Raw genomic sequence first — 16,745 nt, 5'->3', positions numbered from 1 at the left:
TTCCAAAGATATCGATTTCGTAACATATTTTCAATAGACTTTTATTATTTTTACAGATATGAATAAAAGTGAGGTTTTTGTAATAGGGTTAATGTCTGGTACATCACTAGATGGAATTGATTTGGTGTATGTAAAGTTTGATAAAAATAATTATCAGTTTTTTGAAATTTTAGAATCAAAAACAGTTTCTTATTCTTATAAATGGAAACAAGATTTACAAAATTCAATTAATTTTTCTTCTGAAGAATTGGAGGATCTAGATGTTAATTACGGAAAACATTTAGGATATGTTGTAAATGATTTTATTGATGAATTTCAAATTGAAAATATAGATTTTATTGCGTCTCATGGGCATACTGTTTTACATCAACCAGAAAAAGGAATTACGCTTCAGGTGGGTAATGGTTTAGAAATAGCAAATATTACTAAACATAAAGTTGTTTACGATTTTAGAACTCAAGATGTGGAATTAGGAGGTCAAGGTGCACCTTTGGTTCCTATAGGAGATGAGTTGTTGTTTTCTGAATATGATTATTGTTTAAATCTTGGAGGCTTTGCAAATGTTTCCTTTAAAAAAGGAAGTAAAAGAATAGCATATGATATCTGTCCTGTAAATATTGTTTTAAATAAATATGCTCAAAAAATAGGTTTGGAGTATGATGATAGAGGTAAGGTTGCTGCTAAAGGAAATTATAACGAAGAATTAGATGTTCAATTACAAAAGTTACATTTTTATAAAGAACAAGCGCCTAAGTCTTTGGGTTTAGAATGGGTTAAAGAAAAAGTTTTTCCTAAAATTGATAATAACATTAATAAACCTGAAGATGTTTTAAGAACTTTTACAGATCATGTTGCTTGGGCAATTGCTAGGGAGTTTCCAAAAGAAGCAAAGGTTTTGGTTACTGGTGGTGGTGCTTATAATGATTATTTAATTCAAAAAATAAAAAGTATTAAAAATATTGATTTAATTATTCCTTCAAAAAAAATAATAGACTTTAAAGAGGCTTTAATTTTTGCTTTTTTAGGGGTGTTAAAACTTGATAATCAGGTAAACTGTTTGTGTAGTGTTACTGGCGCAGAAAAAAATCATTCTTCAGGAGTAGTAGTTAATCCTTCTATGGTTCAATAAAAAATTTGACCAATCGTTTTTTTACTGTAAGTTTGTAAAGTATCAATTAATCGATATTTTCATGTTTTTTTACAAGAATAATCAATAAAGTTTTAATAAAATTAAGTTTATCTTAAAGATAAATGTTAATAATTGTATAAATAACTTTTTGAGTGATAAAAGTCATAAAAATGAAAACTAATTCTCCTGATATTTCGGCGAATTTAGAATTAAAGATGTTTGAGCATTTGAATAAGCTAAATTTTTAAAAGACAGGGTAAATTAGTCTTTTAATTGATATTAAAATTTAAATAAACAAAAAAACAAAAACAAACAACTAAATGGAGTCAGTAATAATTATTGTATTTGTAATGGGGTATCTAGCCATTACATTAGAGCATAACTTAAAATTAGATAAATTAATCCCAGCTTTAATAATGATGGCAGTATGTTGGGCTTTAGTGGCATTGGGTGTAGATAATTTTACAAATTGGTTTGATTCTAGTAAACATGGTTTAGTAGACGGATTTGCAACTATGGTTCATGATGATAAGTTGCATTTAGTTGAGGAAACATTATTGCATCACTTAGGTAAAACTGCTGAGATTTTAGTTTTTCTTTTAGGAGCAATGACTATTGTAGAAATTATTGATTATTTCGATGGTTTTTCTACAATAAAAGGATATGTAAATTTTAAGAGTAAAAAGAAACTTTTATGGATGTTTTCAATTTTAGCTTTTATTTTATCTGCTATTATTGATAATTTAACAGCAACAATTGTATTAATTTCTATTTTACAAAAAATAGTAAAAACAAGAGAAGATAGAATTTGGTTTGCAGGTTTAATAATTATTGCTGCAAATGCAGGGGGAGCATTCTCTCCAATTGGAGATGTTACAACTACAATGCTTTGGATTGGAGATAAAGTAAGTACAGGTATGTTGTTTACATATTTATTTATTCCTTCATTATTATGTATGATTGTGCCTTCTTTTATAGCTACTTTTTTACCAGCATTTAAAGGCGAAATTGATTTTGATGAAAATGAAGTTGAAAAACCAAAAAGTAAGCATAGTGCAAGAATGTTGTATTTAGGATTGGGAGCAATTTTATTTGTACCAATTTTTAAAACTGTTACACATTTACCTCCATATGTAGGTATGATGTTGTCTTTAGCTGTTGTAGCAACTTTTGCAGAGATTTATAGTAATTCTAAATTTTCTATTTCGAGTGTAGATGGAGAAGAAGCTACAGAGCATGAAGCAGAAGCACACCATAGTCCTGTTCATAGTTCTTTGTCTAAAATTGAGATGCCTAGTATTTTATTTTTCTTAGGAATTTTAATGGCAGTAGCTGCATTAGAATCTTTAGGTATATTGTTTAATTTTGCAGATAGTTTAAAACAAGGAATTCCTTTAATAGGAACAGAGTTAGAAGGGACAGGAGTTTCAGATTTAGTTGTTATATTATTAGGTATAGGTTCAGCAGTAATAGATAATGTTCCTTTAGTTGCTGCAAGTTTAGGTATGTTCTCAGAAGGTATAGATAATCCTCTATGGCATTTTATTGCTTTTTCAGCAGGTACAGGAGGGTCAATGTTAATTATTGGTTCTGCAGCAGGTGTTGTAGCAATGGGTATGGAAAAAATAGATTTCTTTTGGTATTTGAAAAAAATATCTTGGTTAGCATTAATAGGATTCTTAATTGGTTCTGCAGCTTTTGTAGTGTTAAGAATGTTTATTTAAAATAAATAAAAAACAAAAAAAATGTCATTTTGTGTAATTGCAAAATGACATTTTTTTTGTCATTAAGTTAAATCTATTCTTTAGTTTTGAAACAATTTTAAAAAAGAATAGTCGTTACTTAGAGTAGAACTTAAAATAAGAAGTTGAATGATATCATTTTATCAAGAAAATAAAGAGTTTGTAGAAGAAACTGTTTCAGAAGAAAAAACATTATCAATCTATAATTTAATTATGGATGGTGGTTTAGGAGGTCAAATAATTATAGCCTTACTTTTTGTATTGCTTGCAGTAGCGTTGTATATTTATTTTGAACGTTTTTTTGCAATAAAATCTGCATCTAAAATAGATAAAAATTTTATGAATCAAATCAAAGAATATGTTTCAAATGGTAAATTAGAATCTGCAGATGCGCTTTGTAATAGTAAAAATACACCTACAGCAAGATTAATTGGAAAAGGTATTTCTAGAATAGGAAAACCTTTAGAAGATATTAAATCAGCTATAGAAACTGCAGGAAAATTAGAGGTTTATCAATTAGAAAAAAATGTAAGTGTATTGGCTACAATTGCAGGAGCTGCTCCAATGATAGGTTTTTTGGGTACTGTAATTGGAATGATAGTTGCAATACATGAAATTGCAAATGCAGGTGGTCAGATAGATATAAAAATGCTTTCAGATGGTTTGTATACAGCAATGACAACTACTGTGGCTGGTTTAATTGTAGGTATTATTGCGTATATAACCTACAATCATTTAGTGGTAAGAACAGATAAGGTTGTATATCAAATGGAGGCTAAATCTGTAGAATTTTTAGATTTATTAAACGAACCAGTTTAGTATGAATTTAAGAGGAAGAAATAAAGTAGATCCATCATTCAATATGTCGTCTATGACAGATATTGTTTTTCTTTTATTAATATTTTTTATGCTTACTTCTACTTTGGTAACTGTAAGTGCAATAGATGTTTTGTTGCCAAAAGCAGGAGGAAAAACAGAAAATAGTAAATCAATAGCTATAACAATAACTAGTAAATCTTTGTTTTATATTGATAAAACTAAAGTAAGTTCAACTAAACTTGAAAGTGAAATTTTAAGAAAAGTAGGTGTAGATAAAAAGAAAACTATTGTAATTAGAGGTGATAAAGATGTGCCTTATAAAAATGTTATGAAAGTAATTGATATAGCAAATAAGAATAAATTAAAAATGATTTTAGCTGTAAAAGGTAAATAATTTTTTTAGAGTTTTAACGTGCTTGGAATTTACTTGAGCGAAGTTGAAAGACTATATCTTTTTGCTAAAAAAGTATAAAGGTTAAGAATATCAATAGTTATTCGAGCGGTTTCAATCCTTAACGCTATGGCAATTTTAGAAAAGGATTTACCTATTATTCGTAAAAGAAAGTTTAATAAATAAAAGTGAAAATTTTAGAAACTAAACATAAACGTAAATCTGCTGTAATAACAGCATTAATTTTGTTGTTGTTAATTTTCGGAATTTTTAATTACGGAATGCAGTATTTAGATCCACCAGAAGAATATGGTTTGGCAATTAATTTTGGTAATTCTGAAGTTGGTAATGGAGAGCCAGTGTATAATACAAAAAAAGTTTCTACATCTAAAGTAGTTCAAAAACAAGAAATAGTTAAAGAAGAGGTAAAAGAGGTTTCAAAAGAAATTATTAAGGAAGAAATAATAACAAATGAAACAACAAAAGATGTTCCTGTAGTAGAGAATGTAAAGAAAAATAAAAAAGAACCTATAAAGGAGGTTGTAAAAGAAGAAGTTAAAAAAGAAATTCCAAAGCCAAAACCATCAAAAGAAAATCAAGAAGCTTTAAATAACTTATTAAATGGTAATTCTTCAAATGGAGAGCCAAAAGGTGAGGGGGGTAATAAGGAACCAGGGGTTAAAGGTGATGAAAATGGAGATCCAGATTCTTCAAAATATTATGGAAACACAGGTAGTGGCTCAGGAGGAAATTATAATTTAGCAGGAAGAAAAGCACTTTCTAAGCCAAAACAGCAACCAGATTGTCAAGAAGAAGGAACTGTTGTAGTTAGAATTCAGGTAGATAAAAATGGAAAAGTAGTGTTTGCGCAGGCAGGAGTTCAGGGAACTACAAATTCAGCCCCGTGTTTATTAAAGCCTGCAAAAGAAGCTGCTCTAAGAACAAAATGGAATTCAGATGGTAAAGCGCCTTCAAAACAAGTAGGAACTATCATCTATAAATTTTCTCTCTCTAAATAATCACGTATTTTTGCTGTATGAATTATCAACAAACATTAGATTGGATGTTTGCTCAATTACCTATGTATCAAAGAGAAGGTAAGACTGCATTCAAAAAAGATTTGTCAAATACTTTAGCGTTTTCTAAAGAATTGAATTTTCCTGAAAAAAGATTTAAATCTATTCATGTAGGAGGTACAAATGGAAAAGGGTCAACAAGTCATATGTTAGCATCTATTCTTCAAGAAGCTGGTTATAAGGTAGGTCTTTATACTTCTCCTCATTTAAAAAATTTCACTGAAAGAATAAGGATTAATGGAGTGGAAATTCCTAAAAGAAAAGTTTCTTCTTTTATAAATAAGAACAAAGGCTTTTTAGAAAGTCAAAAGTTGTCTTTTTTTGAAATGACAGTAGGAATGGCTTTTGATTATTTTGCAAATGAAAAAGTAGATATTGCTATAATAGAGGTTGGTTTAGGGGGTAGATTAGATTCAACAAATATTATTAAACCAGAAGTGTCTGTAATTACAAACATAGGTTTAGATCATACACAGTTTTTAGGTGAAACATTGCCTGAAATTGCATTTGAAAAAGCTGGAATTATTAAAGAAAATATTCCGATTGTAATTGGAGAAAAGCAAGAAAGAGTTAAAGATGTTTTTATTACAAAAGCCCATGAATGTCGTTCTTCACTATTTTTTGCATCAGATAATAATGAAAGTTATATAACAGATTTGTTAGGAGATTATCAAATAAAGAATTCAAAAACCGCTGTTGAGGCTATAAATCAATTAAAAGGTTTTAAAATTTCAATAAAAAATATTTCTGATGGCTTATTGAATGTGGTTAAAAATACTAATTTAAAAGGTCGATGGCAGATTTTACAAGAAAATCCAAAAGTAATTTGTGATACAGCACATAATAAAGAAGGTTTAAAAATTGTTTTAAATCAATTAAGAAAAGAAACTTTTAAAAAGATTTATTTTGTATTAGGTGTTGTGTCAGATAAGAAATTAGAAGAAGTTTTACCTTTGTTTCCTAAAGAAGCCACATATTATTTTTGTAAACCAAATATTCCAAGAGGTATGTCAGAAGAAGTTTTATATAAAAAAGCAGCTTCTTTTGAATTAAAAGGAAAAAAATATTCTTCTGTAAAAAAAGCTTATAAAAATGCGTTATCAAATGCAAATCAGGGAGATATAATTTATGTTGGGGGTAGTACTTTTGTCGTTGCTGAAATTATTTAAAAAAAAATCATTTTTTTATTTGTCAAACTCGAAAAGGGTTGTATATTTGCAACCGCTTAGGGCAATTAGCTCAGTTGGTTCAGAGCACCTCGTTTACACCGAGGGGGTCGGGGGTTCGAATCCCTCATTGCCCACTAAAAAAATCCTTTACATTTTGTAAAGGATTTTTTTGTTTTTAAGGAATTTGCTGATAAAACTAGTGATGCTTTTTCGTTATATTTGTTTAATATAAATTTCGTCTATATGAATTTGGAGTTGACTGGAAAAAAAATACTCGTAACTGGAGGTGCTGGTTTTATTGGTTCTAACCTTTGTGAGGTTCTTCTGTTTAAAAAAAACAAAGTAGTTTGTTTAGATAATTTTTCTACAGGAAAAAGAGAAAATATTTCTTCTTTTTTAAAAGATTCAAACTTTACTTTAATTGAAGGTGATATAAGGAATTTACAAGATTGCTTAAATGCATCTAAAGGAGTTGATTATATTTTGCATCAAGCGGCTTTAGGTTCTGTACCAAGGTCAGTAAAAGATCCAATAACTACAAATGATGTTAATGTTTCTGGTTTTTTAAATATGTTAGTTGCTGCAAGAGATAATAATGTAAAAAGATTTGTCTATGCTGCTAGTTCTTCAACTTATGGAGATTCTAAATCACTGCCAAAAATAGAAAGTGTTATTGGTAAGCCATTGTCTCCTTATGCAATCACAAAATATGTAAATGAACTTTATGCTGATGTTTTTTCAAAAACATATGGATTAGAAGTTGTTGGGTTGAGGTACTTTAATGTTTTTGGAAGAAGACAAGATGCTAATGGAGCTTATGCAGCAGTTATACCTAAATTTATTAGTCAATTAATTAATTTTGAGTCTCCAATAATAAATGGAGATGGTTCTTTTTCAAGAGATTTTACTTATATAGATAATGTAATTCAAGCAAATTTACTAAGTTTGGTAGCTGATAAAAAAGCAATAAATGAAGTGTATAATGTTGCTTATGGAGATAGGAATACATTAAAAAACTTATGTGATTTGTTAAAAGAATTACTGCAACGTTATAATTATAAAATAGCTGATGTTAAGGTTGAGTATGGACCAAATAGAATAGGAGATATTCCTCATTCTCATGCAGATATTTCTAAAGCTAAAGAAAAACTAAATTATAATCCAGCTTTTTCATTAAAAGAAGGATTAAAAGAATCAATTGAGTGGTATTGGAAAAACTTAAATTAATGAGTAAAGTAAAAATAGGAATAATAGGGTTAGGATATGTAGGGTTGCCTTTGGCGCGACTTTTTTCTACTAAATACCCAGTAGTTGGTTTTGATATAAATGAATCTAGAATTGAAGAATTAAGACTAGGAGAAGATAAAACTAGAGAAGTTTCTAAAGAGCTTTTGGATGAGGTGTTAAAAACTGAAAACTCAAACAAAAATGGTTTGTATTTTTCTTCAAGATTAGAGGGGTTGCAAAGTTGTAATTATTTTGTAATTACAGTTCCCACTCCTGTAGATAAAAATAATAGACCTGTATTAACACCTTTAATAAAAGCAAGTGAAACTGTTGGAAGTGTTCTTAAAAAAGGCGATGTTGTAGTTTATGAGTCTACAGTATACCCTGGTGCTACTGAAGAAGATTGTGTCCCTATTTTAGAAAAAACATCTGGATTGAAGTTTAATGTAGATTTTTATGTAGGGTATTCTCCAGAGAGGATTAATCCTGGAGATAAAAAACATACTGTAGATAAAATTTTAAAGGTTACTTCTGGTTCAACTAAAGAGATAGGAAAAAAGATAGATAGTCTTTATGCTTCAGTAATTTCAGCAGGTACTCATTTAGCTCCTTCAATAAAAGTTGCAGAAGCTGCCAAGGTTATAGAGAACTCGCAAAGAGATATAAATATTGCTTTTGTTAATGAGTTAGCAAAAATTTTTGGGTTAATGAATATTAATACTCAAGATGTTTTAGATGCTGCAGGAACAAAGTGGAATTTCTTGCCTTTTAAACCAGGTTTAGTAGGAGGGCATTGTATAGGGGTTGATCCATATTATTTGGCGCAAAAAGCACAAGAATATGGTTATCATCCAGAGATAATTTTAGCAGGTAGGAGGGTTAATGATGGAATGGGGAAATATGTAGCATCTGAGGTAGCTAAATTAATGATTCAAAACGATGTTGAGGTAAAAGGTGCAGAAATATTGGTATTAGGAATTACTTTTAAAGAAAATTGTCCTGATGTTAGAAATACAAAAGCGGTTGATTTAATTTATGAACTTAAAGATTATGGTGCAAACGTTACTATTTTTGATCCTCATGCAAATTCAGAAGAAGTAAAAATAGAATACAATTTAGACTCTAAAATGGTTTTGCCAAAGCAAAAATTTGACGGAATTGTTTTAGCTGTTTCTCATTCTGAATTTCAGGATTTGAACTTTAAAGAAATAAAAAAAGACAAATCAATTGTATACGATGTAAAGAATTTTTTAGATTCTAAACTTGTAGATAAATCACTTTAAGAAATGAAAAACTTTGCATTGATAGGAGCAGCAGGATATATTGCTCCAAGACATTTAAAAGCTATCAAAGAGACTAATAACAATTTAATTGCGGCATTAGATAAGTTTGATAGTGTTGGTGTTTTGGATAGCTACTTTCCGAAAGCAGATTTTTTTGTTGAGTTTGAAAGATTTGATCGTCATTTAGAGAAGTTAAAAAGAGCAGGTACTCAATTAGATTATGTAAGTATTTGTACGCCTAATTATCTTCATGATTCTCATATAAGGATGGCTTTAAGAAGAGGTGCAGATGCTATTTGTGAAAAGCCATTGGTTTTAAATCCATGGAATATTGATGCTTTAAAAGATATTCAAAAAGAGTCTGGAAATAAGATAAATACAATTTTACAGTTAAGATTGCATCCAAGTATTATTGCTTTAAAAAATAAAGTTGATATTGAGGATAAAAATGGTAAATACGATGTTGATTTAACTTATATAACCTCAAGAGGAAATTGGTATGATATTTCATGGAAAGGTGATGAAAGTAAATCAGGTGGAATAGCTACTAATATTGGTGTGCATTTTTATGATATGTTATATTGGATTTTTGGTGAAGTTCAAGAAAATATTGTGTATCTTAGAGAAAAAGATAAAGCATCTGGGTATCTAGAGTTTAAAAACGCTAGAGTTAGGTGGTTTTTATCAATTAATGAAGATGATTTGCCAAAGGAAATAAAAATTAAGGGGCAAAGAACTTTTAGGTCTATTACTATTGATAATCAAGAATTAGAGTTTAGTTCTGGGTTTACAGATTTACATAATGTAAGTTATCAAGAAATCTTAAAAGGAAATGGTTTTGGTCTTAGTGATTCTGAGGAATCAATAAAAATAGTTCATGAAATTAGGAATATTGCAATAAGTAAAATAGGTGAAAAACACCTGTTCTTAAAATAAATAAATAAGCATATATTTGCACAAAAAAAAAGAAACCCATGAAGAAAAAAGCAGTAATTGTATCGGGGTATTTTAACCCTATACACAAAGGACATTTAGAGTATTTTAATAATGCTAAAGCTTTAGCAGATGAATTATTTGTAATTGTAAATAGTGATTTGCAAAGGGCTTTAAAAGGGTCAAAAGAGTTTCAAAAAGAAGAAGAGAGACTTTTTATAGTCCAAAATATTAAAGCTGTTAACAAAGCAATTATTTCCATAGATAAGGATAGAACAGTTTGCGAATCTATTCGCTCTCTTTTTGAAGCCTATGGAGAAGAATACGAATTAGGTTTTGCTAATGGGGGTGATCAAGATAATAATTCAATTCCTGAAGCTCCAATTTGTAATGAGTTAAATATTCAATTAATTGATGGTTTAGGCGATAAAATTCAATCATCATCTTGGTTGTTAAATAAAAAATAAGTTATGAAGGTAGGAATCACTTTTAGTGCTTTTGATTTGTTTCATGCAGGGCATGTAAAAATGTTAGAAGATGCAAAAGCAGAGTGCGATTATTTAATATGTGGTTTGCAAACAGACCCAACTTTAGATCGTCCAGAAAAAAATATGCCCATTCAATCTGTAGTAGAAAGATACATTCAATTAAAAGGGTGTAAATATGTAGACGAGATTGTTCCTTATGCTACAGAACAAGATTTAGAAGATGTATTACGTTCTTTTAAAATTGATGTTCGTATTGTAGGAGATGAATATGCAAGTAAGCCTTTTACGGGGCGTGAATATTGTGAGCAAACTGGTATAGAGCTTTTTTATAATAAAAGAGAACACCGTTTTTCTAGTAGTGGTTTAAGAAAAGAAGTACAGGAAAAAGAAAATTTAAAAAATAAAAAATAATAATGAATATATCTGTAGTAGGTTCTGGTTATGTTGGGTTAGTTTCAGGTACATGTTTCGCAGAAATGGGAAACCATGTAACTTGTGTAGATATAGATCCGGTTAAAATTGAAAAGTTAAATAAAGGTATTATTCCAATTTTTGAACCAGGTTTAGAAACCATGGTGTTAAAAAATGTAAAAAATAAAAATCTAGATTTTACAACAAGTTTGTCAGATTCAATTTTAAATGCAAAAATTGTTTTTATTGCTGTTGGTACACCAATGGGAGATGATGGTTCTGCAGATTTACAATATGTTTTGGCGGTTGCCAAATCTATAGGGGAATCTATGACAAAAGAAATTGTAGTTGTAGATAAATCTACAGTACCAATTGGTACTGCAGATAAAGTAAAAGCAACCATTCAGGCTGAATTAGATAAGAGAGGAGTTGCTATTGATTTTCATGTTGTTTCTAATCCTGAATTTTTAAAAGAAGGAGCAGCAATTGATGATTTTATGAAGCCAGATAGAGTAGTTATAGGAGCAGATTCTGACTATGCCATTGAGGTAATGAAACAATTGTATTCTCCATTTTGTAGAACACATGATCGTTTTATAACAATGGATATTCGTTCAGCAGAAATGACGAAATATGCCGCAAACACAATGTTAGCTACAAAAATTTCATTTATGAATGAGATTGCGAATATTTGTGAAAAAGTGGGGGCAGATGCCAATAAAGTTAGAATAGGTATTGGATCTGATAAAAGAATTGGATATAGTTTTATTTATCCTGGAGCAGGTTATGGAGGTTCATGTTTTCCAAAAGATGTAAAGGCTTTAAAGAAAATAGCTGAAGAAAATGGTTATAAGGCAAGTTTGATAGAATCTGTAGAGAATGTAAATAATGCTCAAAAATTAGTTATTGCAAATAAAATTGTAAAGCGTTTTGGGGAAGATTTAACAGGAAAAACATTTGCTTTATGGGGTTTAGCATTTAAACCAGGTACAGATGATATGCGTGAAGCACCTGCAATTTATGTAGTAAAAGAACTTGAGAAAAGAGGAGCAAAAGTAAAAGCTTATGACCCAAAAGCGATAGAAGAAGCACAAGAATATTATTTAAAAGATGCTAAAAACATTACTTATTTTAATTCAAAATATGAAGTTTTAAAGGGGGCAGACGCTTTAATTTTATTAACAGAGTGGAAAGAGTTTCGTTCTCCTGATTTTGTAGAGATTCAGCAACAATTAAAAAATCCTATTATTTTTGATGGAAGAAATCAATACAATGCTTTTAATTTAGAAAAGCAAGGTTTTGAATATTTTCAAATAGGAAAATAATAGTATTAAAAAAATGAATAAAAACACAAAAATTTATATTGCTGGTCATCGCGGAATGGTAGGATCTGCTGTATGGAGAGCTTTAGAGAAAAAAGGTTATACAAATCTAATAGGCAAAACTAGTAAAAATTTAGACTTAAAAAATCAATCAGAAATTTTTAGTTTTCTAGAAAAAGAAAAACCAGAAGCAATTATAGATGCTGCTGCTAGAGTAGGAGGTATTTTGGCTAATAATGATTTTCCATATCAATTTTTAATGGAAAATATGCAAATTCAAAATAATTTAATAGACAGCGCTTTAAAGTTAGGTGTTGAAAAGTTTATTTTTTTAGGAAGTTCTTGTATTTATCCAAAGTTGGCTCCACAGCCGCTTAAAGAAGAGTATTTATTAACTGACTCATTAGAGCCAACAAACGAATGGTATGCTGTTGCAAAAATTACAGGAGTAAAAGCTTGTCAGGCAATTAGAAAACAATTCAAAAAGGATTATGTTAGCTTAATGCCTACTAATTTATATGGTTATTTTGATAATTTTGATTTAAAAACATCACATGTTTTACCTGCTATGATTCGTAAGTTTCATGAAGCGAAAGCTAATGATAATTCAGATGTAGTATTGTGGGGAAGTGGAACTCCGATGAGAGAGTTTTTATTTGTAGATGATATGGCAGAAGCTGTAGTGTATGCTTTAGAAAACAAGTTGCCAGAATATTTATATAATGTAGGCTCTGGAAAAGATATTACAATTAAAGAGTTGGCAGAAACTATTCAGAAAGTTACAGGCCACAAAGGAAATATTGTTTGGGACTCCGAAAAACCAGATGGTACGCCAAGAAAATTGATGGATGTCTCAAAAATGAAGAATATGGGTTGGGAATATTCAACTGAATTACATGAAGGAATCGAAAAAACCTATAGTTGGTTTTTAGAGAATATTGAAAATTTTAAAGAAGTAAAGTTAGCATAGATCTTGACAAAGACAAAGAAGAGCACATTTATAAATGCTAAGAGATTTTTAAAATATGATATTTGGACTAACACTATGGTATTTGTTGATGATGTATATACTTTAGTATAAGCTTTTGAAATAGAAACACGGTTAATCATAGCTGAAATAAGAAAATAGAGGCCACAATATCACTGATAGAAAATTATTTTAAAGTTAACTAGTTTATAAAATAAAATAATAGATTTAAGAAAATTATAAATTAAAACAAAGACAAATCAGTCTAAGTCAAAGTTTATGTCAATGTCATTTTTTGAAACAAAAAGTATGAAAGTAGCATTAATTACAGGTATTACTGGTCAAGATGGTTCTTATTTAGCAGAATTGTTATTAGAGAAAGGGTATATGGTACACGGAATAAAACGAAGAAGTTCTCTTTTTAATACGGATAGAATTGATCATTTATATCAAGATCCTCACGATCCTAACCAAAGATTAAAATTACATTATGGTGACTTGACAGATTCAATGAACTTAACTAGAATCATTCAAGAATGTCAGCCAGATGAAATTTACAACTTAGGAGCCATGTCTCATGTAAAGGTTTCTTTTGATATGCCAGAATATGTAGGAAATGTTGATGGGTTGGGTACATTAAGAATTTTAGAAGCAGTACGCCTTTTAGGATTGAGTAAAAAGACGAAAATATACCAAGCATCAACATCAGAATTATTTGGTGGATTACCAGAAAATAAAAATGAAAGAGGTTTTTATGACGAGAACTCTCCTTTGTATCCTAGATCTCCATATGGAGTTGCTAAAATTTATGGTTTTTGGATTACAAAAAACTACAGAGAAGCTTACAAAATGTTTGCATGTAATGGTTTATTATTCAATCATGAATCTCCTAGAAGAGGAGAAACATTTGTAACAAGAAAAATTACACGTGCAGTTGCCAAAATAGCTTTAGGCCTCCAAGAAAAAGTTTTTTTAGGAAATTTAGAGGCAAAACGCGATTGGGGGCATGCTAAAGATTATGTTCGTATGATGTGGATGATTTTACAAGCAGATCAACCAGAAGATTGGGTAATCGCAACTGGAGTTACAACAACTGTAAGGGATTTTGTGTGTATGGCTTTTAGTGAAGTTGGTATTGAACTAAAATTTAATGGAACAGGTGTTGATGAAAAAGCATATATTAAATCTATAAATCAAGAAAAATACGCAAATGTTATTTCGAGTGCAATCGAGAAATCTCAAATGCCTAAAATTGGACAAGAAGTATTGTCTGTTGATCCTTCATACTTCCGTCCGACAGAAGTAGATTTATTATTAGGAGATCCAACCAAAGCGAAACAAAAGCTAGGTTGGGAGCCAGTCTACGATTTAACGTATTTAGTAAAAGACATGATGATAAGTGATATTGAATTAATGAATAAAGATCTAGCTTTGTTAAAAGCAGGACATGAAGTTTTGAAAAGAGCAGAGTATTAATGTTATAGTGTTTACTCAAAAAAAATAAAGAATAATTTATGAAGATTTTAATTACAGGGGCAGCTGGTTTTATTGGATTTCATTTGTCTAAGAGCCTATTAGAAGCAGGTCATATCGTTGTCGGGATAGATAACATCAATGACTATTATGATGTGAATTTAAAATATGACCGTTTAATTGAATTAGGGATTAAAAAAACAGAGTCGTCTAAGTTTTATAAAGAATGTAAAAGTGAATTATTCAAAAACCTTAAATTTATACGAATACATTTAGAAGATAAAGAAGAGTTATCTGAATTATTTAAGATTGAGAATTTTGATATTGTTTGTAATCTAGCTGCACAAGCAGGTGTTAGATATAGTATAGAAAACCCAGACGTCTATATACAAAGTAATATAGTTGGTTTTTTAAATATTTTAGAATGTTGTAGACATAATAATATAAAACATCTGGTTTATGCAAGTAGTTCAAGTGTTTATGGAGCAAATGCAAAAATTCCTTTTTCAGAAGATGATAAAGTGGATCACCCAGTAAGTTTGTATGCAGCTACTAAAAAAAGTAATGAGTTAATGGCACATGCATATAGTTTTTTATATAAAATACCCACTACAGGTTTGCGTTTTTTTACAGTATATGGCCCTTGGGGAAGACCTGATATGGCTCCGATGCTTTTTGCAAATGCGATTAGTCAAAATAATCCTATAAAAGTTTTTAACCATGGAGATATGGAGCGTGATTTTACTTTTATAGATGATATTGTAGGGGGGGTTAAAAGAGTGATTGAAAAACCAATTGAAGATAGAAGTCTATATAAAGTTTATAATATAGGCAATAATAATACTGTAAAACTTGCGGCTTTTATAGAAACAATTGAAAAGAATCTTGGTATTAACGCTAAGAAAAATATGTTGCCTATGCAAAAGGGAGATGTTAAAAGAACTTGGGCTGATGTAAGTGCTCTAGTTGAAGATTATCATTATAAACCAGTTACACTAATTGATAAAGGTATTAATAAATTTATTAAATGGTATGAAAATTACTACCAGGATGAAAGATCAAATTAAAAAAATTTATTCTAAGAATAAAAGTTTAATAAGTAATTTTTCATATTTAGCCATTTTACAGGTTTTTAATTTATTAATACCTTTAATAACTTTACCTTATTTACTAACTGTTTTAGGTACCGAAAAGTATGGATTAATAGTTTTTTCACATACTATTATTTCTTATTTTCTTGTGCTGATAAATTTTGGATTTGATATAAGTGCTACAAAAGATGTATCTATGAACAGGAATGATAAAGAAGCTCTATCTGAAATAGTTAGTAGTGTTTTTATCTTAAAAGGAATTTTTTTCTTTTTATCATTTTTGATTTTAGCAATAATTTCACCATTTTTCTCAGACATTAACTTGAAGTACCTTTTATTATTTACTATGTATTTATGTTTATATGAATGGGTTTTTCCTGTTTGGTACTTCCAAGGTAAAGAGGAAATGAAATATATTACAATAATTAATTTAATAGGTAGGGTTGTTTTTTTAACACTTATTTTTTTTATTGTAAAAAATGAAAACGATTTTTTGAAAGTACCTTTATTAAATGGATTAGGAAGCTTAATCGCTTCTTTAGCTGCATTATGGATTGTATTTAAAAAAGATGGTATTATTTTTAAATTTCAAAAAACAAATGTTCTAAAAAAATACTTTATTGAAAGTTTTCCTATATTTTTTGGAAATATTGCGGGTAAAATCAAAATTTTAAGTAACAAAGCAATATTAGGAGCTTTTGTAGGAATGGAAATTTTATCTATTTATGATGTTGCAGATAAAATAAAAAATTTATTTATTTACTTCCTTCAAATTATAGTGTCAGTTTTGTTTCCTAATGTAGTTAATAGTAAAAATGGGAATTTAGTAAGAAAAACTATAAAAATTATTTTCTATGTTTCTGTTTTTGTGTTTTTACTAACAAGTTTAATAGTCTATTTAACAACAAAGTACTATTTTAACAATCAATTTGAAGTTTTGTATATATTTCTATTCTTAGGCTTTTTAATTATATTTCAACCTTTAAGTTATATGGTTGGAGTAACTGTTCTTCTTGTTAATGATTTAAAAAAAGAATACACTTTAAGTTTATACTTATCAGTTGTGTTTTATATTTTGTTAAATTTATGTTTTTATTTATTTAGTCAAATAACAGTATATAATTTATCTCTAACTCTATCTTTATCTGTTTTGTTTGAATTAATAGTTAGGGTAATAATAAGTAAAAAAAATAATTTAATAAAATGGATTTTTTAATTAATTAT

The 16,745-nt window shown here is 29.0% G+C and carries 16 protein-coding genes and 1 tRNA gene; all 17 read left to right on the top strand.

Annotation, left to right across the window (positions count from 1 at the left end):
• Positions 1 to 58 precede the first annotated feature (58 nt).
• The 17 genes from MPF13_RS13750 to MPF13_RS13670 all read left to right on the top strand — a co-directional run bounded on the left by MPF13_RS13750 (position 59) and on the right by MPF13_RS13670 (position 16,737).
• The gene (locus MPF13_RS13750) at positions 59 to 1,129 is read left to right on the top strand and encodes an anhydro-N-acetylmuramic acid kinase (protein ID WP_249983336.1); all 1,071 of its coding nucleotides are present in this window, start codon (positions 59 to 61) and stop codon (positions 1,127 to 1,129) included.
• Positions 1,130 to 1,449: 320 nt separating this feature from the next.
• Positions 1,450 to 2,853 carry a sodium:proton antiporter NhaD gene (nhaD, locus tag MPF13_RS13745; RefSeq protein WP_249983335.1) on the top strand — a complete coding sequence of 468 codons (1,404 nt, stop codon included), beginning with the start codon at positions 1,450 to 1,452 and terminating at the stop codon, positions 2,851 to 2,853.
• Positions 2,854 to 3,000: 147 nt separating this feature from the next.
• A complete protein-coding gene (locus tag MPF13_RS13740; RefSeq protein ID WP_249983334.1) occupies positions 3,001 to 3,690 on the top strand; it encodes a MotA/TolQ/ExbB proton channel family protein in 690 nt (229 codons plus the stop codon).
• Position 3,691: 1 nt separating this feature from the next.
• The gene (locus MPF13_RS13735; protein WP_249983333.1) at positions 3,692 to 4,084 is read left to right on the top strand and encodes an ExbD/TolR family protein; all 393 of its coding nucleotides are present in this window, start codon (positions 3,692 to 3,694) and stop codon (positions 4,082 to 4,084) included.
• Between the two features lie 185 nt (positions 4,085 to 4,269).
• Positions 4,270 to 5,100, top strand: a complete 831-nt coding sequence (locus MPF13_RS13730; protein ID WP_249983332.1) for an energy transducer TonB — start codon at positions 4,270 to 4,272, stop codon at positions 5,098 to 5,100.
• Between the two features lie 17 nt (positions 5,101 to 5,117).
• The gene (locus MPF13_RS13725; protein ID WP_249983331.1) at positions 5,118 to 6,326 is read left to right on the top strand and encodes a bifunctional folylpolyglutamate synthase/dihydrofolate synthase; all 1,209 of its coding nucleotides are present in this window, start codon (positions 5,118 to 5,120) and stop codon (positions 6,324 to 6,326) included.
• Positions 6,327 to 6,385: 59 nt separating this feature from the next.
• Positions 6,386 to 6,460: transfer RNA gene (locus MPF13_RS13720), tRNA-Val, on the top strand.
• Between the two features lie 109 nt (positions 6,461 to 6,569).
• Positions 6,570 to 7,553 carry an SDR family oxidoreductase gene (locus tag MPF13_RS13715; protein ID WP_249983330.1) on the top strand — a complete coding sequence of 328 codons (984 nt, stop codon included), beginning with the start codon at positions 6,570 to 6,572 and terminating at the stop codon, positions 7,551 to 7,553.
• On the top strand, positions 7,553 to 8,836 hold the full coding sequence (locus MPF13_RS13710; protein WP_249983329.1) for a nucleotide sugar dehydrogenase: 1,284 nt from the start codon (positions 7,553 to 7,555) through the stop codon (positions 8,834 to 8,836). The genes MPF13_RS13715 and MPF13_RS13710 overlap by 1 nt, the downstream gene beginning before the upstream one ends.
• A 3-nt stretch (positions 8,837 to 8,839) precedes the next feature.
• Entirely contained in the window at positions 8,840 to 9,772 is a 933-nt protein-coding gene (locus MPF13_RS13705; protein WP_249983328.1) for a Gfo/Idh/MocA family protein, read from the top strand.
• Positions 9,773 to 9,810: 38 nt separating this feature from the next.
• Complete coding sequence (locus tag MPF13_RS13700; RefSeq protein WP_249983327.1) at positions 9,811 to 10,236, top strand: adenylyltransferase/cytidyltransferase family protein; 426 nt, start codon at positions 9,811 to 9,813, stop codon at positions 10,234 to 10,236.
• A gap of 3 nt (positions 10,237 to 10,239) precedes the next feature.
• Positions 10,240 to 10,668: an adenylyltransferase/cytidyltransferase family protein gene (locus MPF13_RS13695; protein WP_249983326.1), complete on the top strand. Its 429-nt coding sequence runs from the start codon at positions 10,240 to 10,242 to the stop codon at positions 10,666 to 10,668.
• A gap of 2 nt (positions 10,669 to 10,670) precedes the next feature.
• Entirely contained in the window at positions 10,671 to 11,993 is a 1,323-nt protein-coding gene (locus MPF13_RS13690) for a UDP-glucose dehydrogenase family protein (protein WP_249983325.1), read from the top strand.
• A gap of 13 nt (positions 11,994 to 12,006) precedes the next feature.
• Positions 12,007 to 12,960: a GDP-L-fucose synthase family protein gene (locus MPF13_RS13685; RefSeq protein ID WP_249983324.1), complete on the top strand. Its 954-nt coding sequence runs from the start codon at positions 12,007 to 12,009 to the stop codon at positions 12,958 to 12,960.
• Positions 12,961 to 13,266: 306 nt separating this feature from the next.
• Positions 13,267 to 14,433, top strand: coding sequence for a GDP-mannose 4,6-dehydratase (gene gmd / locus MPF13_RS13680; RefSeq protein WP_249983323.1), 1,167 nt, complete (start codon positions 13,267 to 13,269; stop codon positions 14,431 to 14,433).
• A gap of 38 nt (positions 14,434 to 14,471) precedes the next feature.
• The gene (locus MPF13_RS13675; RefSeq protein WP_249983322.1) at positions 14,472 to 15,497 is read left to right on the top strand and encodes an NAD-dependent epimerase; all 1,026 of its coding nucleotides are present in this window, start codon (positions 14,472 to 14,474) and stop codon (positions 15,495 to 15,497) included.
• Complete coding sequence (locus MPF13_RS13670; RefSeq protein WP_249983321.1) at positions 15,481 to 16,737, top strand: oligosaccharide flippase family protein; 1,257 nt, start codon at positions 15,481 to 15,483, stop codon at positions 16,735 to 16,737. The genes MPF13_RS13675 and MPF13_RS13670 overlap by 17 nt, the downstream gene beginning before the upstream one ends.
• The last annotated feature ends 8 nt before the right edge of the window (positions 16,738 to 16,745 follow it).

The sequence above is a fragment of the Polaribacter sp. Z022 genome (assembly GCF_023555495.1).
Lineage (GTDB): Bacteria > Bacteroidota > Bacteroidia > Flavobacteriales > Flavobacteriaceae > Polaribacter.
Note: the sequence above shows the minus strand (reverse complement) of the source record. Positions and strands in the feature narration are given on the sequence as shown.